A 17,858-nucleotide genomic window follows, 5' to 3' on the forward strand; every position below is an offset into this window, starting at 1 on the left:
TTTTATATGGGATTTGAATTTGGGAGGAGTTATATATGGCAGAGCAAAAAAATGCTGCGCCTGTGCGTGATGAGGTGGAGCAGAAAGCGCAGGCGGCGCTTTCTGCGGCGAAATTGAATAATCAGAAGAGGCAGGTTGTGCTTTGGATTGGTGCGCTCATCGTTGGCGGCATACTAGGTTGGGTGAATGTACCCGTACTGAATGAGCTGTTTAACTTTATTGCGACAGTATTCACGCGTCTGTTCCAGTTCGTTGCCGTGCCAACCATTGCACTCGCTGTTATCACGACGCTTGCGGCACTTGGAACAAAGCGGGATATGGGACGAATCTTTGCACACGCTGTTACCTATACGCTGCTTACAACTGTGTGCGCAGCGGCGGTGGGGCTTGCACTCTTCCTCTGGCTCGCACCTGCGAATCTGCCGACCGAGGTTGTCGGCGCAGGCGCGTCGGATGTACCTGGGAAACTTGAAGGGCTGTCCTACTACGATCACTTCCTTTCCATTGTACCGAACAATGTGCTTGCGCCATTTGTCTCGGGCAATGTGCTCTCCGTTATGCTTGTTGCGGCGGCTGTGGGGCTTGGACTCGCCTTTGCACCCAAAACGGAGAATCGTGAGATGCTCCTGAAAGGAATTCACGGCTTGCAGGAACTGCTCTTTACCCTGATTCGCGGGCTGCTGACGGTGCTGCCCATTGGGATTCTCGCCTTTGCCGCACAGCTTGCGGCGCAGATTGAGGCGGGCGTTATCGTCGGATCTCTGGGTGTCTATACCGCTGTTGTCATTGGAGGAAATCTGATTCAGTTCTTTGTCGTGATTCCATTTTTCCTCGCCGTGCGTGGCTTGAATCCCGTGCGCGTTTTCCGTCAGATGGCACCTGCCGTCGCGGTTGCACTCTTTACAAAGAGCTCGGCAGGGACGCTGCCCGTGACGCTTGCTTCGGCAGAGCAGCGTCTTGGTGCACATCCATCCGTCGCACGCTTCGTCCTGCCGATCTGCACGACGATCAACATGAACGGCTGCGCTGCGTTTATCCTTGTGACCTCGCTCTACGTTATGCAGAATGCGGGCATGGAGCTGACGTTCGGAACAATGCTGAGCTGGCTCTTCATCTCCGTGCTTGCCGCAGTCGGCAACGCAGGTGTACCGATGGGGTGCTATTTCCTGACGCTCTCACTCATGGCATCGATTGGTGCACCGGTCGGACTCATGGGCATCATCCTGCCGATCTACTCCATCATTGACATGATCGAGACGGCAGAGAACGTCTGGTCGGACTCGGCGGTCTGTGCGATCACGGATCACGATCTTGCGGGTACACTTGAAGATGACGAGGAACTTGCTCCCGCTGTTTAAAAGGGTAATGCAATTGTACGTTATGAAAAGCCTCTGAAGGAAATCCTTCAGAGGCTTTTCAGCCTATTAGGGTATACTTTGTACATCGCATGAGATTCTAAATGGATTGTGTACGACAAAGGAGTTGTTTTTGTGTTTCGTATAGGGAAAAGAATTACGGGTCTTGCTCTTGGTGTCAGTCTGATTGGTGCGGGAACAGCCAGTGCCTCTGTTCCACAGGACACACTTGTTGTTGGCGGTATCGAATACGGTGCATCCGAGTCCTACGTTCGCAGCGTTTATGGAGCACCGCGCGAGGTTGAGACGAAGTTCAATCCTGCCTATGCGGGCGGACAGGCGGCAATTGAATGGGAATACGGCAATGGTTTCGATATTGTCTTCGTGGATGGTGCAGTTCGCCAGGTTGAGATCAGTGCACGTAACGGTGTGCAGACTTCGACAGGCATTGCTGTCGGTACGGATGTGAATACATTGATTGCGGCATATGGGCAGCCGGATGCCATCCGTGGGGACAAATATATCTATTTTGCAGAGGGGAATACGTCCATCGGACTCACCTTCGAGATCGAGAACGGGCGTGTTGACGAGATTGAGATGGGGCTGATCCGCTGAGTGTATTCAGTAGGGGTGGAGAACCGCAGCAACAGCGTTCGGCTGACAGATATGTGACTTAGGGGAGAGAGCATTCTTGAATATACGGATGGGAGCGGCATTCGTCGGAATTGCCGTCGTTGCCGGAATTGCAGGAAGTATTGCCTTGGATGTATTTCGTGCTGCAGTGACCGTGCCGTCCAGTGCAGATGGCGGAAAGCGGATCACCATTGCACGGGATTCGGTCGATCAAACGCTCTTGGCGGATGACGCGGCGAAGCGTGAGGCAGAGGTAATGCGTCAGAAGCGTGCAGAGGAGCAGCGTGCGGCTGCGCGTATTGCACGCGATGCATTGGTGCTTGGTGAGATTACTTATGGTGCATCGGAGATGGACGTACGTGCACGCTATGGTGCGCCGTTCGAAGTGGAGTCAGAGCGCTCCATGCGTTATGCGGGCAAAGAAGTGGTTGAATACGACTATACAGACGGTCTGTCCCTCGATTTCGTCGATGGCGTGGTGCGTTTGGTCAAGGTGTCAAAACACAGTGCACTCACATCGGGCAAGGGGGTTCAGATCGGAACGCCCGTCGAGGAGCTGCGGCGCGTCTATGGTGAGCCGAGTATGGTCTATGGGGAGGATTACATCTACTTTTCCGAGGAAGATCCAACCGTTGGTTTTGCCTTTGAGGTCGAACACGGTCGTGTAGAGGAAATAAAGATGGGGGATTTGGGGCTTTAGTATCCGAACGAAACCCCATATGTTTTACAAGGAGAAAATGATTTGATCTGAGGGTGCTTATGTACTCTCAGTTTTTTATTGACATGAATATCTTTATATCGTAATATATGGATATAGTGATTAGATAAGAGGAGGAATTCATGTGAGCAAGTATATTATTGTCGGTGGAGTGGCAGGCGGAGCGACGGCTGCGGCACGTCTGCGCCGATTGGATGAGCATGCGGAGATCGTTCTCTTTGAGCGTGGGGAGGATATATCCTTTGCAAACTGTGGGCTGCCGTACTATGTCGGCGATGTCATCGCCGAGCGGGGGGACTTGCTCCTCCAAACTCCTGAGAAGTTCCGTGGGATGTATAACGTCGACGTGCGTGTGTGCAGTGAGGTCACACGTGTGGATACGGAAAATCGTACCGTAGAGGTGCGCTCTGCGGACGGCGTATACACGGAAAGTTATGATGCGCTGCTGCTCTCTCCGGGGGCAAAGCCGCTGCGTCCGCCGATCCCCGGCATCGATCATCCGCGTATCGCGACGCTGCGCAGTGTGCAGGATGCGGATCGCATTCGTTCCTTTATCGGTACGGGCGGCAGTGTTGTTGTGGTCGGCGGCGGCTTCATCGGCGTGGAGCTTGCGGAAAATCTGTGTGAGCGAGAGCTGTCGGTTACTCTGGTCGAGGCGATGCCGCATATCCTTCCGATCTTCGACACAGATATGATTTCCCTGCTTGAGGATGAGCTGCGTAGGCACGGCGTAGAGCTTGCGCTTGGGGATGGAGTTGCCGGATTTGAGGAGCAGGAGGACGGTGGGATCTGCGTACGTCTTTCCAGTGGGCGTACGGTACATGGGGATTTCGTCGCGCTTGCGATCGGCGTGCATCCCGATACCGCGTTCCTCGACGGGAGCGGCATTGCGCTCGGGGAGCGGGGGCATATTCTGGTCGATGAATATATGGCGACCAATGTTCCCCATGTCTATGCCGTTGGAGATGCTGTGCTGACATGCTCCGCACAGACAGGAAAAGCTGTGGCGCTTCCGCTTGCGGGACCCGCCAATCGTCAGGCACGTCTGGCCGCGGATCGTATGGCAGGGGAGGCGCGTGCCTATCGCGGCGTAGTTGGAACTGCCGCGCTCAAGGTATTTGGTCTTACGGCAGCGGCAACGGGGCAGAACGAGCGAGCCCTCCAGTCAGCGGGGATGGTGTACGGAAAGGATTATCGCTTTACGGTGATTTTCCCGCGCCATCATGTGGCCTATTATCCGGGGGCAAAGGAGGTTGCACTCAAGCTGATTTTCCGTCTTTCGGACGGTGTTGTACTGGGGGCGCAGGCAATCGGTGCGGAGGGCGTGGACAAGCGCATCGATGTTCTTGCCTCTGCCATCGGGCGGTCGCTCACGGTTGCGGATTTGGAAGAGTTTGAGCTGTCCTATGCACCGCCGTATTCCGCAGCGAAAGATCCCGTGAATATGGCCGGCTATGCAGCAGAAAATATTCTGCAGGGCAGGAGTATTCCGCTTCTCCCGCACGAGCTTTCGGCGGAACTTGCGGAAGGGGCAAGGCTCATCGACGTTCGCCCGCCGGAGGAATATCATGCGGGCGAGATCGCAGGGGCGCAGCGCATTCCTTTGCCTCAGCTGCGCGAGCGTCTGCATGAATTCGATCCGCAGGTACCGATCGTCGTCTGCTGCAAGATGGGGCTGCGCGGCTATCTTGCGGAGCAGATTTTGCGGGCGCATGGTCTCACTGTAAAGAATCTGGTCGGCGGCTATACCTACATGAAGATGCAGTGTGAAGGAGAGAAATCATATGGTGCTTGAGGATCAGGAACGTCTCGAGGAGGCCGCAGATTTCTTGCGGGCATTGGCGCATCCCGTACGGCTCTGTATTGTACGCCGCCTCCTGCGCGATGGGAGCTGTAATGTCTCCTATATGCAGGATTGTCTGGATGCACCGCAGTCCACGGTGTCGCAGCATCTGAGCAAGCTGCGCCAGGCGGGGCTGATCCGTGGAGAACGCAGCGGGCTTGAGGTTGTTTATCAGTTGAAGGATGCGCGTGTTGCAAAGATCTTGCGTGCCCTGCTCTGTGGGGCAGACGAGGAGGGGGCGGCTCATGGGGATGAGGAAGCAGCCGCTCCCGGTTGTTGAACGCAGAAGCTGTGTTGCCTGTGGAACGTGTCAGAGTGTGTGCCCGCGTGGAGCAATTTCCGTTAGGTACGGGATCTATGCGGTGGTTGATCCTGAACGCTGCATCGGCTGCGGTATGTGCAGTCGTGAGTGTCCGGCGGAGATCATACGAATGGAGGTGTGCACATGAGGACGAGGGGCAAGCGATGGTATCAATATTTTTGGATCTTCTCCATCGTGTATTTCTCACTGGGGGGTGTCAATATCCTGTTCGCATGGCTCGGCATGATCTGCTTTCTCACGCCGCTCGCCTTTGCTATGGTGGCGGGAAACAAGGATTACTGCAATCACTACTGTGATCGTGGACAGCTCTTTCAGCTGCTCGGCAGTCGTCTGCATCTTTCCGCACGAAATGAACTGCCTGCGTGGCTGCGCAGCCGGCGGTTCCGCTATGGATTCTTGGCGTTCTTTCTGACCATGTTTGTCAATGTGATGGTCGTAAGCTATCATGCGGCGGCAGGTGCTCCTCTGCGGGAGACGGTGACACTGTTCTGGCTGTTTGATGTGCCGTGGGGCTGGGCGTACAGCGGAGATGGCGCACCGTGGGCTGCACAGTTCGCCTTCGGCTTCTACAGCCTCATGCTGACCTCGGCAATCATCGGCATTTTGATGATGCTGCGCTATCGTCCGCGTGCATGGTGCGTCATCTGTCTGATGGGGACGATGACACAGGAAATATGCCGTGCAAAAGTACCGAAGGAAATGAGAGCGGCAGATTTCAATGAGCGTGGCATTTGTCCGAATGACTGATACCATCTCCATACAATCAATCCCCATGCGACGAATCTTTCATCGACGCATGGGGATTTTTTCGCGTATATATGTTTGTAATATAAGGTGAAAGCGGCATATTGATTGACGCTTTCGGTATTTTCTGCTATAACTTAGTGTATATCTCTATCACAATTTGCATTGGGTGAGTGTATATTTTTCTGAGGAGTGACGACGATGAAGCTGGTTGTGACGATTGTCGGACGAGATCAAGTCGGTATTGTGGCGATGGTGAGCGGGATTCTCGCGGAGCAGCGCGTGAATATCATGAATGTGAATCAGAATATCATGGACGGGTTCTTCAACATGGTCATGATTGCCGAGATGCCAGACGATGCGGAGATCCGCCTGAAGGAGCTGCAGGAACTTCTGCGGAAAAAGGGGGAGGAGCGCGGTCTTGAGATCAAGCTCCAGCACCAGGAGATTTTTCAGGTCATGCACAGCATTTGAGCGAGGAGCGGCAGAGTGATTACATTTGACGACATCCGTGAAACCAATCGGATGATTACGGAGAACCGCCTCGATGTGCGTACGATCACGATGGGCATTTCCCTGCGCGACTGTGCGCACCCGAACATTGACAAGTTCTGCCAGAATGTGTATGAGAAGATCACGCGCTCGGCAGAGTATCTTGTTCGTACGGGCGAGGACATTGAGATGGAGTACGGCATCCCCATCATCAACAAGCGCATCTCCGTCACGCCGATTGCGATTGCGGCGGACGCATGTCAGACGGACTCGTTTGTGCCCGTGGCGGAGGCGCTTGATCGTGCGGCAAAGACGGTTGGGGTCAACTTTATCGGTGGCTTTTCTGCGCTCGTCGAAAAGGGGATGACGCACGGCGACCGCGTACTCATCGATTCGATCCCACAGGCGATGGCGGCGACAGACATTGTCTGCTCCTCGGTGAACATCGGCTCGACGAAGGCGGGCATTAATATGGATGCGGTGCGCGAGATGGGCGAGGTGATCAAGCGCACGGCAGAGCTGACGCGTGAGCAGGAGGCAATCGGCTGCGCGAAGATCGTTGTGTTCTGCAATGCGCCGGGGGACAACCCCTTTATGGCGGGTGCCTTCCACGGCGTTGCCGAGGGCGACCGTGTCATCAATGTGGGGGTCAGTGGCCCGGGTGTCGTGAAGCACGCACTTGAGGATCTCAAGGGCGCGGACTTTACCGAGATTGCCGAGACGATCAAGCGTACGGCGTTCAAGATTACGCGCGTGGGACAACTCGTCGCACGTGAGGCATCGCGCCGTCTGGGCGTACCGTTCGGCATCATCGATCTCTCGCTTGCACCGACCTCGGAAGTCGGGGACAGCGTTGCGCGCATCCTCGAGGAGATGGGGCTGGAGGCGTGCGGTGCACCGGGAACGACGGCGGCACTTGCACTCCTCAACGATGCGGTGAAGAAGGGCGGGCTCATGGCGAGCTCTCATGTCGGCGGGCTCTCGGGGGCGTTCATTCCCGTGAGCGAGGATGAGGGAATGATTGACGCGGTGGAGCGCGGCAGTCTCTCCATTGAAAAACTCGAGGCGATGACCTGTGTCTGCTCGGTTGGTCTGGATATGATTGCGATTGAGGGGGATACGTCTGCTGCGACCATCTCCGCGATCATTGCGGACGAGGCAGCCATCGGCATGGTGAACAATAAGACAACGGCGGTGCGCGTGATCCCTGTACCGGGCAAGAAGGTCGGTGAGGGCGTATCCTTCGGCGGTCTCCTTGGCTACTCGCCGATTGTGCCCGTACGCAGCGGATTCAGCTCGGCGGCATTCATTGCACGCGGTGGTCGAATTCCCGCGCCGACACGGTCGCTGACAAACTGAGTATGAGAGTAACGAAAGCCATCAAGGCAGAGCAGCTGCGCATTCTGAGGGAACTCTATCCGAATGCAAAGCCCGCCCTCACGTTCAAGACACCGTTCGAGCTCCTCATCGCGGTGATTCTGTCGGCGCAGTGTACGGATGTGCGTGTGAATGTGGTAACGGGACGGCTGTTTCAATATGCGAATACGCCCGAGGCGATTGCGGCACTCGGGCAGACGAAGCTCGAAACAGCGATTCATGATTGTGGGTTCTTCCGCATGAAGGCAAAGCATATCCTCGAAACCTGCCATATCCTTTTGCAGGAATACGGCGGGGAGGTTCCCGCCGATTTCGAGGCTCTGCAAAAGCTTCCCGGGGTCGGACGCAAGACGGCAAATGTCGTGATGAGCGTTGCTTTTCACGCACCTGCGATTGCGGTCGATACGCATGTGTTTCGCGTGGCGAACCGTCTGCACCTCGCGGTCGGCAAGACTCCGCTTGAGGTAGAGAAGGGGCTGCAGAAGGCGATTCCGCGCGCGGACTGGAGCGATGCCCATCACTGGTTGATCCTGCACGGACGGCAGCTCTGCAAGGCGCGCAAGCCGCTCTGTGGGGAGTGTCCGCTCGCTCCGATCTGTCCGAGTGCGGCATGATTATAAATGGGGGTGGGCGTATGGTCTATCGAAAGGCGCGTTTTGATGACATCGAGTCCATCTACGAACTCGTGCATATCTATGCGGCACAGGGGGAGATGCTCCCGCGTTCGCGCAATACCCTCTATGAGAATCTGCGCGACATGATTGTTGCAGAGGACGCGGGAGCGGTCGTCGGGGTCGGTGCCCTGCACATCATGTGGGATCGGCTTGCTGAGGTACGCATGATGGCGATTGATCCTGCGCGTACACGACAGGGGATTGGAGCGGAGATTGTCGGGTATCTGCTCACGGAGGGAGATGCACTCGGCATCGAGAAGGTGTTTACGCTGACCTATAAGCCGGATTTTTTCCGTAAGCTCGGCTTTATCCGCATCAGCCGTGAAGAACTGCCGCAGAAGGTTTGGAAAGAGTGCATCGACTGCCCGAAGTATCCAAACTGTGACGAAATTGCTATGATCAAGGTATGATGGAGGAGCATTATGATTGTTGTTATGAATTCCAGAGCCACACAGGAAAATATCGATCAGGTGGTCGCGAAGATCGAGCAGGCAGGACTTCGGACGCATCTGTCGGAGGGGGAGGATCGCTTCATCATCGGTGTGATCGGCGATAAGAACCTCATTGCAGGGCTTGAGATGAATATGATGGATGGTGTTGAGAAAACAGTTCGTATTACAGAGAAGTATAAGCTGGTCAGCCGCGATTTCCATCCGGCGAACAGTATTGTTGACGTGGCGGGCTTTCCTGTCGGCGGTGAGCAGCTTGCCATTATGGCAGGACCCTGCTCTGTCGAGAGTTATGACCAGCTCTATGAGGTTGCCGTCAAGGTCAAGGAAGCCGGTGCACAGTTCTTGCGCGGCGGAGCGTTCAAGCCGCGCACAAGCCCGTATGACTTTCAGGGGCTCGGGATTGAGGGGCTGAAAATTCTTCGTGATGTCGGAGATAAGACGGGGCTGCGTGTTGTGACCGAAATCGTGGATAAGGACGATATTGAGGTCGTGTCAGAGTATGCTGATCTGCTTCAGGTTGGTGCGCGCAATATGCAGAATTTCCAAATGCTCAAAGCACTTGGCAAAGTGCAGACACCGGTGCTCTTCAAACGCGGACTGTCCGCAACGATCAGCGAATGGCTGAATGCCGCAGAGTACATTGCCTCGGGCGGAAACGAGAACATTATATTCTGTGAGCGAGGTATCCGCACGTATGAGACTTTTACGCGCAATACAATGGATCTCAATGCAGTTGCGGCACTCAAGGAACTAACGCATTTCCCCGTTATTGCCGATCCGAGCCACGGGACGGGACGCTGGCAGATGGTGCGCCCGCTGGCGCGTGCTTCCGTTGCCGTCGGGGCGGACGGTCTCATTATCGAGGTGCACTGCCATCCGGAGTGTGCACTCTCGGACGGCGACCAGAGCTTGGTGCCGCGCAATTTTGAACAGCTGATGGCTGAGGTGCGCCAAATTGCGCCTACGGTTGGTCGACGCGCATGAGCAGGACGAAGCTCGCCATTATCGGCGTTGGTCTCATCGGTGGCTCACTTGGCCTCTGTCTGAAGGCGGCACTCGGCGAAAAGATCCATATCACGGGACTCTGCCGAACGGAAGAGTCCATGCGCGCTGCAGTGGAATGTGGCGCGGTGGATGAGGCTTCGGCTGACCTTGCAGCTGTGGTTGGAGAGGCAGACATTGTATATCTCAGTCCGCCCGTCCTTCAGATTGTGCCGATGGTGAAGCGGATTTTGCCATATTTGAAACACGGCGCGGTCCTGACGGATGCGGGCAGCACGAAGGGGGATGTTTACGAGGCTCTGCATGAGATTCTGCCCCCGCATGTGTACTATGTGCCAGGGCATCCGATGACGGGACGCGAGAAAAGCGGCGTGACGGCGGCGACGAAGGATCTCTTTGTCCACAAGGCGTACGTTATCATCGACGATCCGTCTGTGCCGCAGGAGATCAAGGAGCGCTTGATGGCGCTTCTAAAGCATACAGGTGCGAACTTCACCACACTCGATCTCGCGCAGCATGATCGCTGTGCTGCAGTCATCAGTCATGTTCCGCATCTTGCGGCAGCGGCGCTCGTCACGCTCCTGAACCGCAGTGGGGATGATTTGAACTCCTGTCTTAAGCTCATCGGCGGCGGCTTTAAGGACACAACACGAATTGCTTCATCGAATGCGGATATGTGGGCAGACATCTGCATGACAAATAGGAAGCCCATTGCGGACGCTCTGCGTGAGCTGAGGACTATCCTCGATGAGGTCGCCATGGCGGTAGAGGCGGGGGATCGGCAGGCAGTGCATGATTATTTTGCTGCCTCAAAGGAACGGCGCGATGGTATTCTTCACGATGCAGAACAAAAATTTGATACGAATTGACGTTTTTTTTCAAAGCCCTCTTTTTTTTAGAACGTATATATGCTATGATAAATATGGCTATGTGTGTACGAAAAAATCCTGTCAGGGGGTATTAGTGTGAAGAAGACCAGAATATCCACACGGCGTCAATCCGAAATCTTGCAGTATATCAAAGACTTTCTGGTGGAGAAGGGCTACCCGCCCTCTGTACGTGAGATTGGAACGGCGGTCGGATTGAAGTCGAGCTCAACGGTACATCGCTATCTCGCCATGCTCGAGGAGAATGGTGCGATTCGTCGCGATGCGACAAAACCGCGTGCGATCGACATCATGGGTGAGAATCCGTGGGGACGCACGATTCCTGTGCCGCTTGTCGGGACAGTGACGGCAGGCGAGCCGATTTTAGCGGAGCAGAATGTGGAGGAGGTGTTTTCCTTCCCGCGCGGGTTGATCGGCACGTCAGAGGACGTATTTATGCTGCGCATCCAGGGAGACAGCATGATTAACGTTGGCATCTTTGATCGAGATTTTGTGCTTGTGCGGCAGCAGCCGACGGCAAACGACGGCGATATTGTCGTGGCACTCGTTGACGGTGAGTCGGCGACAGTGAAGCGATTCTTCCGCGAGAAAACCTGCATACGCCTTCAGCCGGAGAACGATTCGATGGAGCCGTTCTACGAGACGGATGTTCAGATCCTCGGCAAGGTCATCGGCCTTTATCGTCATATCTGATATTTATATTTTACATATGTAAAATATAAATTTTTGCAGCGCCGCAGTGCTTCTCTAATCCATAGTGTGATTCCTTTGATACATTGGCATTCAATCATAGGGCATCCGCTATGGATTTTTAAGTTTCAAATTCCTGATAGCAACCTTGCTCTATAGCCAAATGCTGCAGGAGTGTGGGCATCAATGGACAGAGGGAAAAAGCCTATAAAACGCTTGTGGAAACGCACAGAAGCATTACAGGGCGCAGATCGGGGAAACTCCGTTTTTGGTATCGCTTGATGAGGTGTTTGGCGTTTGTGGAGAAATCAATCTCTATACCTATTGGCAGGGACGGGGATACTCTGAGAACACACCGAACATAAAGTATCTGCTGGTTGGACAGGACTGGGGCAATCCGTTTTCCACACCACTGGTCTTTCAGAATTGAATCAGGAACAGTTAGATGGAGATCGGACTGTGGTATCCTATCTCCCTGTGATTGAGGATTTTATGAAGCTTGAGGGGACGCCTCTTGTCAATGAGTAAACCGGTGCGAGACGTTTTTTATTCAAAAACCGGTCAAGGACTTCCACGCGCTATGTGTTGATATGGAAGATCATGGGATGGTGGAGAATTTAAGCGTTCTTTTTGCCTATGTCACATTTTTGGAACAATGTGATTTGCTGACGTTCTCAACGGAATTGCAAAACGCATACGAATTTCTGTTGGAAGATGTGATGGGGCGCGGCCTGATTGCTATTACGATATCACTCACAATCAAAGGAGAGGTGCTGGCGTCCACGCCGTTGCATGGATTCCTTTTCAACATTTGTCCCCAAAGAGAAAACATTTTCGTTTGGTATAGCATATTCAAAAAGTTTCCGAGATGGTTGTTTTATTTGAGGAAGAGCAGCGTGCAAAAAGCATGGTGCTCTCTTTTCATTTTCAGGGAAGGATGTTATAATAATTCTGTTTTTCTATTATGAGGAATTGTATGGCAACGAAAGAATTGCGCAGCGGTTATACGACGGGGGCGTGCGCGGCTGCAGGGGTCAAGGCTGCGTTTCTCTTTATGGCAGGGGCGGATTGGAATACGATCGACCTGACTGCATTGGATGGAACGCCTTTGACGATTCCTGTGAAGTCTGTCACGGAGACGACGGATGGAATCTGCGCCGAGGTGGTGAAGTTCTCGGGAGACGATCCAGATATTACCAACGGCGTCTCCGTGTTCACAACGGTCGCGTTGCGTGATGGGAAAGGCATTGAGTTCTGTGCGGGCGAAGGTGTCGGTACGGTGACGAAGCGCGGCATGAGTCTTCCCGTCGGCGAGCCGTCGATCAATGAGGGACCGCGGACACTTATTCGCAATGTGGTCGAGGAGATGACAGGACGTGCCGATGTCGGTGCACGCGTGACGATCTCCATCCCCGCAGGCGTGGAACTTGCGAAGAAAACATTAAACCCTGTACTTGGCATCGAGGGCGGGATCTCCGTGATTGGGACGACGGGCGTGCTCCGTCCGATGTCGGAGGAGGCGTTCAAGGATTCTCTTGTGCCGCAAATTGACGTTGCACTTGCGGCGGGCGAGCCAGTGCTCGTATTCGTACCCGGCAAGATCGGGGAGAAAATCGCGCTCTCGCTTGGCGTACCGCAGACAGCACTTATCGAGACAAGCAATTTCATCGGCTTCATGCTGGATCGTGCGGCAGAACGCGGCGCAGAAAAAATCCTCATCCTAGGGCATACGGGGAAACTCGTAAAGATGGCGGCGGGTGTCTTTCATACACACAACCGCATTGCGGATGCACGACTTGAGACGCTTGCGGCCTATGCAGCTGCCGAGGGGCTTGTACAGAAGGATGTTCGTGCTGTCCTCGCAGCAAATACCACTGAGGATGCGATGGAGATTATCGCTGCCGCCGGCCTGATGGAACGCGTCTGTGTTGTGATTGCGGAGCGTGTGCACGTCCGTGCGGAGCGTTATCTCTTTGGCAAGGTTCAGGTCGGCGCACTGATGGTGAACTTTGCGGGGGATATTCTTGGTGCAGACGAACGAGCGCGTTCCTTTGCCCGCGCGTACGGATGGAGACTGGAATCGTGAGTCATAAAATTATTATTGTTGGTATTGGACCAGGAGATCCTGCCTATCTGTTGCCAAAAGCACGGAAAATAATAGAAGATGCGCGTATTCTTGTCGGGGGGAAACGTGCACTTGCGGATCATTCGCACAGTGGGGTGCGGGAGTGCGCCATCGGTGCAGATATCTCGGGCGTGCTTGACTTTATTAGGGATGCTCTTGCAGAGGACGATGTGGTGGTGATGGTCTCGGGCGATCCAGGCTACTACTCCCTATTGGATGCTCTGCGGCGGACGTTTCCAGTGGATCAGATCGGCGTTGTGCCCGGCATCAGTTCTCTGCAGTTTGCGTTCGCACGACTTGCTCTGCCGTGGCACTCTGCACGCCTCCTCAGTTTTCACGGACGGGAGCCTCTAGAGGCGGAGCTCTTTCGTGCGCCCGATGCTATGCTTGGTATGTTGACGGATGGTCGGAACAACTCGCAGACGATTGCCGCACGGCTGCTTTCCCGTGGCTGGCATGAGAAGGACCGTATGTACGTCTGTACGCATCTTTCGTATAAAGATGAAGAAATTATTGAGACGACATTGGGCGCAGCAAAGGATGATGTAGGCATAGGGCACGGTGTCATCATTGTCTGTGCACATGAGGAGAATGTATGAATCTTGGAATAAAAGACGAGGCGTTTGTGCGCGGAAAGGTGCCGATGACAAAGGAGGAAGTTCGTATCCTCACACTTGTCAAAGCACAGATTGCGGCCGATGCTGTTATCTATGATGTTGGGGCAGGAACTGGATCACTTTCGATTGAGGCTGCACGGCTCGCTCCTGCGGGACATGTGTACGCGATTGAGAAGAATCCCGAAGGAATCAGTTTGATCACGGAGAATGCAAAGCATTTCGGTGTAGAGAATATGACTGTCGTAGAGGGGACTGCTCCTGCGGCAATGGAGGGACTTCCCGCGCTTGATGTGGCCCTGATCGGCGGCAGCGGACGGAATCTCGCGGATATTCTCGATATCATCGGAGAGCGTCTGCGTCCCGCCGGGCGCATTGTGATAAATGCGATCACCATGCAGACGGTTGCCGCCTGTCTGGATTATTTTCATATACACGCGGAACACTATACATACGAGGCGATACAGGTACAGATCAGTCGGCTTGAGCGCATTGGTCCATATGATATGGCAAAAGCGCTCAATCCTATTTACATTATCACTGCCCAGAGAAAGTGAGGGATATATATGATTCATATTGTAGGCGCGGGTCCCGGTGATCCCGAACTTATCACGGTGAAGGGGGCGCGCTATCTTGCGGAGGCGGATGTTGTCATCTATGCGGGTTCGCTTGTCAATCCTTCTCTGCTCGATTTCTGCAGGGAGGATGCGGAGATTCACAACTCGGCACATATGACGCTCGATGAGGTAGTGGAGGTGATTGCGCGTGCGGAGACGGCGGGCAAGGTGACCGTACGCCTGCATACGGGCGATCCTGCGATCTACGGTGCAATTCAGGAACAGATGGACACATGGGAGAAGCGCGGCTTCGAATATGATGTCGTGCCCGGTGTCAGCTCATTTCTTGGGACGGCGGCAGCACTCAGGCAGGAGTATACGCTGCCTGGCATCTCTCAGACGGTCATCATCACGCGCAACGAGGGGCGGACTCCTGTACCGGAGCGTGAGAAGCTGCGTAGCCTCGCCGCACATCATGCGACCATGTGTATCTTCCTCTCGATTGCAATGATTGAGGAGGTTGTGGCAGAACTCGTTGCGGGCGGCTATGAGGAGACAACGCCAATCGCTATTGTCCAGCGTGCCACATGGCCGGAACAAAAGATCCTGCGCAGTACACTTGCGTCCATTGCGGAGCAGGTGAAGGAAGAGGAAATCGACCGCACAGCAATGATTGTGGTTGGGGACTGCCTCGATACGGAATATGATCTCTCCAAGCTCTACGCGCCCGGATTTTCACATATGTTCCGGGATGCAAAGTCGTGAGGACGGCTCTTTTTGCACTGACCCTAGGTGGAGCGGGACTTGCTGTGCGTCTCTCTGACGCCTTGGAGGGCGGTGGAACGATTTATCTGCCAAAACGCCTGTTCGGCAATATACCGAATGAGTACGAGACTGTATATTTCTCGCATCTGGCGGATGTCATAAAGACAGCATTTGCTCGCTATGATGCACTCATCTGCGTAATGGCGACGGGCATCGTTGTGCGCATGCTTGCACCCTATGTGGAGAGCAAACTATACGATCCTGCAGTGCTTGTCTTTGATGAGGCTGGGCGGCATGGCATCAGTCTGCTCTCCGGTCATATCGGCGGCGCGAACGAACTCACGCGGAAACTCTGTGCGGCAGTGGGAGCCGATCCCGTCATCACGACGGCGACGGATGTGACCGGTGTACTTGCACCAGATGCACTCGCGGCAAAATTGGCGCTGCGCCCCGTTCTGAAGTCCTCGATACAGGTGCTCAATACGGCGCTGCTCGAAGGAAAAGAAATTGTATACTTGATTGACGCAGCTCTTCCGCAGGCATCGTTTTATGAACATCGTTTGCGCGCAGAGGAGATACAACCGCAGCTTTTTTGCGAGGGTACACCGCCCGTGGGTGGGGATGAATACCGTGTCATCATTATACGCACAGAAGCTGTTCCGAACGAACAAGAACCTCGTACGTTGTATCTTGTGCCGCGCCGCTTGATTGCAGGCGTTGGCTGCCGTGCAGGCGTAACCGAGGCGAAGATTCTGTCCGCGCTTACAGAGGCGTGCGCTATGATTGGCCGCGCGCCGTCCGCCATTGACCTCTTTGCGAGTACAACGGCCAAGAGCGAGGAGGAAGGGCTGCTTACTGCGGCAGCGACTCTTGGACGGGAGATCCGATTCTATCCGAACGAGGAGCTCGCAGAAATGATTGAACGATACGGACTTACAGAGTCTGATTTTGTCCGCCGGACGATCGGCATCGGAAATGTATCCGAGGCGGCGGCCCTTTGTGCGGCAGGAAAAGCAGGAGGGCGCATGGCGCTCGGCAAAACAATATTTGGGAAAGTGACGGTGGCACTCCTATGGGAAAAATAAGTGTTGTGGGCATTGGTCCCGGCAGCCTGGATGATATGACGTATCGCGCACGGCGCGCCATCGAAGAGGCAACCGCTGTTGTCGGCTATAAACGCTATGTGGAGCTGATCGCAGAGCTGGTCGATGGGAAAAAGGTGCTCGATACGGGCATGACGCAAGAGATCGAACGTTGCCGCGCGGCGCTCCAAGAGGCATCTGTGGGGGAGACGGTGGTTGTCATCTCAAGCGGTGATGCCGGTATCTATGGGATGGCAGGACTTGTTCTCGAACTGCTTGTGAAGATGGACAAGACAGAGCGTCCGGAGTTCGGCGGGGTCATTCCCGGCGTTTCTGCGATGAGTGCAGCAGCGGGGCTTCTTGGCGCGCCTATCATGCACGATTTTGTCGTTATCAGCCTCTCAGATCTGCTCACGCCGTGGGAGGTTATTCATGAGCGTGCCGAACTTGCCGCAAAGGGCGATTTTGTGACGGCACTCTACAATCCTCGCAGCAATAAGCGTGTGGGACAGATCAAAGCTGTGCAGGAGACCTTCCTGCACTATCGCTCGCCGGAGACTCCTGTTGGTATTGTGACGGGGGCAAGCCGTGCGAATGAGTCGACACAGATCTCGACGCTCGGTGACTTTACGAAGGAGGACATCAATATGTTCTCTCTCGTTATTATCGGCAACTCCAAGACACGTCAGGTTGGCGACTGGATGATTACTCCGCGCGGCTATCAGAAGCGGGAGCCGGGACTTTGATATTCACGGCAGCAGGTACGCAGGACGGGCGTGAAATTGTGCGCCGCCTCTGTGCAGTTGGCTATGATGTCACTGCATCGGTGGTCAGCTCTTACGGGCAGCAGCTTCTTGCGGAGCAGCTGGAAAAAGGCAGCGGGCGACTCATTATCAATGATACACCGCTTGATGAGGAGGGCCTGTGTACCTTTTTCAAGGAGCACGGCATTTGTGTCTTTGTGGATGCGACCCATCCATATGCGGTCAATGTGTCGCGCAACGCGATGGCGGCATGTGCGGCAGCGGGGATTCCATACATTCGCTTTGAACGCGATCTTACGGATATTTCGTATGAGAATGTGCATCTCGTGCATTCTTACGAGGATGCGGCAGAGATCGCTGCACGCTTTGGGAAGAATGTATTTTTGACGACGGGCAGCCGCAATCTGGAACGCTTTGTGAAGGCGAAGCCGCTTGCGGGCTGTACGCTGATTGCGCGTGTCCTGCCGACGGCGGACGTGATCGCCCTCTGTGAGGAACTTGGTTTGACACCGGCGCAGATCATTGCAATGCAGGGGCCGTTTTCGCGCGAACTGAACCGCACCATGTATGAGAAGTACAAGGCGGACGTCGTTGTCACAAAGAATAGTGGAACAATCGGCGGAACGGATGCGAAATTTCAGGCAGCGGCCGACTTGGGGCTGCCCGTTGTCGTCATTGATCGCCCCGTGCTGAATTACCCGCATTTGGCACATACATATGAAGAAGTGAAGGCATTTGTCGATTCGATGAACGAATCGTAGA

Annotated in this window: 22 protein-coding genes; all 22 read left to right on the top strand. The window is 54.6% G+C overall.

The genetic code is table 11. The features are described 5' to 3' along the window. The first annotated feature begins 35 nt into the window (after nucleotides 1-35). The gene (locus BCS37_RS04855; RefSeq protein ID WP_069180408.1) at nucleotides 36-1,358 is read left to right on the top strand and encodes a dicarboxylate/amino acid:cation symporter; all 1,323 of its coding nucleotides are present in this window, start codon (nucleotides 36-38) and stop codon (nucleotides 1,356-1,358) included. A gap of 132 nt (nucleotides 1,359-1,490) precedes the next feature. Then, on the top strand, nucleotides 1,491-1,970 hold the full coding sequence (locus BCS37_RS04860; protein WP_069180409.1) for a hypothetical protein: 480 nt from the start codon (nucleotides 1,491-1,493) through the stop codon (nucleotides 1,968-1,970). Between the two features lie 88 nt (nucleotides 1,971-2,058). After that, entirely contained in the window at nucleotides 2,059-2,688 is a 630-nt protein-coding gene (locus BCS37_RS04865) for a hypothetical protein (RefSeq protein ID WP_083205768.1), read from the top strand. A 142-nt stretch (nucleotides 2,689-2,830) separates the two neighbouring features. Continuing rightward, nucleotides 2,831-4,501 carry an FAD-dependent oxidoreductase gene (locus BCS37_RS04870; protein WP_069180411.1) on the top strand — a complete coding sequence of 557 codons (1,671 nt, stop codon included), beginning with the start codon at nucleotides 2,831-2,833 and terminating at the stop codon, nucleotides 4,499-4,501. Continuing rightward, on the top strand, nucleotides 4,491-4,829 hold the full coding sequence (locus BCS37_RS04875) for an ArsR/SmtB family transcription factor (RefSeq protein WP_083205769.1): 339 nt from the start codon (nucleotides 4,491-4,493) through the stop codon (nucleotides 4,827-4,829). The genes BCS37_RS04870 and BCS37_RS04875 overlap by 11 nt, the downstream gene beginning before the upstream one ends. Then, complete coding sequence (locus tag BCS37_RS11730) at nucleotides 4,801-4,998, top strand: 4Fe-4S binding protein (RefSeq protein WP_237142745.1); 198 nt, start codon at nucleotides 4,801-4,803, stop codon at nucleotides 4,996-4,998. The genes BCS37_RS04875 and BCS37_RS11730 overlap by 29 nt, the downstream gene beginning before the upstream one ends. Next, on the top strand, nucleotides 4,995-5,618 hold the full coding sequence (locus BCS37_RS04880) for a hypothetical protein (protein ID WP_069180412.1): 624 nt from the start codon (nucleotides 4,995-4,997) through the stop codon (nucleotides 5,616-5,618). The genes BCS37_RS11730 and BCS37_RS04880 overlap by 4 nt, the downstream gene beginning before the upstream one ends. A 198-nt stretch (nucleotides 5,619-5,816) precedes the next feature. Next, nucleotides 5,817-6,089 (top strand): ACT domain-containing protein, encoded by a 273-nt coding sequence (locus tag BCS37_RS04885; protein ID WP_069180413.1) that lies wholly within the window; start codon nucleotides 5,817-5,819, stop codon nucleotides 6,087-6,089. 15 nt (nucleotides 6,090-6,104) lie between these two features. After that, nucleotides 6,105-7,466 carry a PFL family protein gene (locus BCS37_RS04890; protein WP_069180414.1) on the top strand — a complete coding sequence of 454 codons (1,362 nt, stop codon included), beginning with the start codon at nucleotides 6,105-6,107 and terminating at the stop codon, nucleotides 7,464-7,466. Nucleotides 7,467-7,468: 2 nt separating this feature from the next. Then, the gene (gene nth / locus BCS37_RS04895) at nucleotides 7,469-8,098 is read left to right on the top strand and encodes an endonuclease III (RefSeq protein ID WP_069180415.1); all 630 of its coding nucleotides are present in this window, start codon (nucleotides 7,469-7,471) and stop codon (nucleotides 8,096-8,098) included. Between the two features lie 20 nt (nucleotides 8,099-8,118). Further along, nucleotides 8,119-8,568 (top strand): N-acetyltransferase, encoded by a 450-nt coding sequence (locus tag BCS37_RS04900; RefSeq protein WP_069180416.1) that lies wholly within the window; start codon nucleotides 8,119-8,121, stop codon nucleotides 8,566-8,568. A 12-nt stretch (nucleotides 8,569-8,580) separates the two neighbouring features. Then, nucleotides 8,581-9,594, top strand: a complete 1,014-nt coding sequence (aroF, locus tag BCS37_RS04905; RefSeq protein ID WP_069180417.1) for a 3-deoxy-7-phosphoheptulonate synthase — start codon at nucleotides 8,581-8,583, stop codon at nucleotides 9,592-9,594. Continuing rightward, nucleotides 9,591-10,481 (top strand): prephenate dehydrogenase, encoded by an 891-nt coding sequence (locus BCS37_RS04910; protein WP_069180418.1) that lies wholly within the window; start codon nucleotides 9,591-9,593, stop codon nucleotides 10,479-10,481. The genes aroF and BCS37_RS04910 overlap by 4 nt, the downstream gene beginning before the upstream one ends. 96 nt (nucleotides 10,482-10,577) lie before the next feature. Further along, nucleotides 10,578-11,192 (top strand): transcriptional repressor LexA, encoded by a 615-nt coding sequence (gene lexA / locus BCS37_RS04915; protein ID WP_069180419.1) that lies wholly within the window; start codon nucleotides 10,578-10,580, stop codon nucleotides 11,190-11,192. Between the two features lie 602 nt (nucleotides 11,193-11,794). After that, complete coding sequence (locus BCS37_RS12220; protein WP_069180420.1) at nucleotides 11,795-12,157, top strand: hypothetical protein; 363 nt, start codon at nucleotides 11,795-11,797, stop codon at nucleotides 12,155-12,157. Nucleotides 12,158-12,165: 8 nt separating this feature from the next. Further along, on the top strand, nucleotides 12,166-13,275 hold the full coding sequence (cbiD, locus tag BCS37_RS04925; protein ID WP_069180421.1) for a cobalt-precorrin-5B (C(1))-methyltransferase CbiD: 1,110 nt from the start codon (nucleotides 12,166-12,168) through the stop codon (nucleotides 13,273-13,275). Further along, nucleotides 13,257-13,913, top strand: a complete 657-nt coding sequence (cbiE, locus tag BCS37_RS04930; protein WP_069180422.1) for a precorrin-6y C5,15-methyltransferase (decarboxylating) subunit CbiE — start codon at nucleotides 13,257-13,259, stop codon at nucleotides 13,911-13,913. Before cbiD ends, cbiE begins: the two co-directional genes overlap by 19 nt. Further along, complete coding sequence (cbiT, locus tag BCS37_RS04935; RefSeq protein ID WP_069180423.1) at nucleotides 13,910-14,485, top strand: precorrin-6Y C5,15-methyltransferase (decarboxylating) subunit CbiT; 576 nt, start codon at nucleotides 13,910-13,912, stop codon at nucleotides 14,483-14,485. The genes cbiE and cbiT overlap by 4 nt, the downstream gene beginning before the upstream one ends. 9 nt (nucleotides 14,486-14,494) lie before the next feature. Next, a complete protein-coding gene (cobM, locus tag BCS37_RS04940; RefSeq protein ID WP_069180424.1) occupies nucleotides 14,495-15,250 on the top strand; it encodes a precorrin-4 C(11)-methyltransferase in 756 nt (251 codons plus the stop codon). Next, on the top strand, nucleotides 15,247-16,335 hold the full coding sequence (locus BCS37_RS04945; RefSeq protein WP_069180425.1) for a cobalt-precorrin 5A hydrolase: 1,089 nt from the start codon (nucleotides 15,247-15,249) through the stop codon (nucleotides 16,333-16,335). The genes cobM and BCS37_RS04945 overlap by 4 nt, the downstream gene beginning before the upstream one ends. Next, nucleotides 16,323-17,078 (top strand): precorrin-3B C(17)-methyltransferase, encoded by a 756-nt coding sequence (gene cobJ / locus BCS37_RS04950; protein ID WP_069180426.1) that lies wholly within the window; start codon nucleotides 16,323-16,325, stop codon nucleotides 17,076-17,078. Before BCS37_RS04945 ends, cobJ begins: the two co-directional genes overlap by 13 nt. Next, nucleotides 17,075-17,857: a precorrin-6A reductase gene (gene cobK / locus BCS37_RS04955; protein ID WP_069180427.1), complete on the top strand. Its 783-nt coding sequence runs from the start codon at nucleotides 17,075-17,077 to the stop codon at nucleotides 17,855-17,857. Before cobJ ends, cobK begins: the two co-directional genes overlap by 4 nt. Nucleotide 17,858 lies beyond the last annotated feature (1 nt).

This window comes from Selenomonas sp. oral taxon 920, assembly GCF_001717585.1.
Classification (GTDB): domain Bacteria; phylum Bacillota; class Negativicutes; order Selenomonadales; family Selenomonadaceae; genus Centipeda.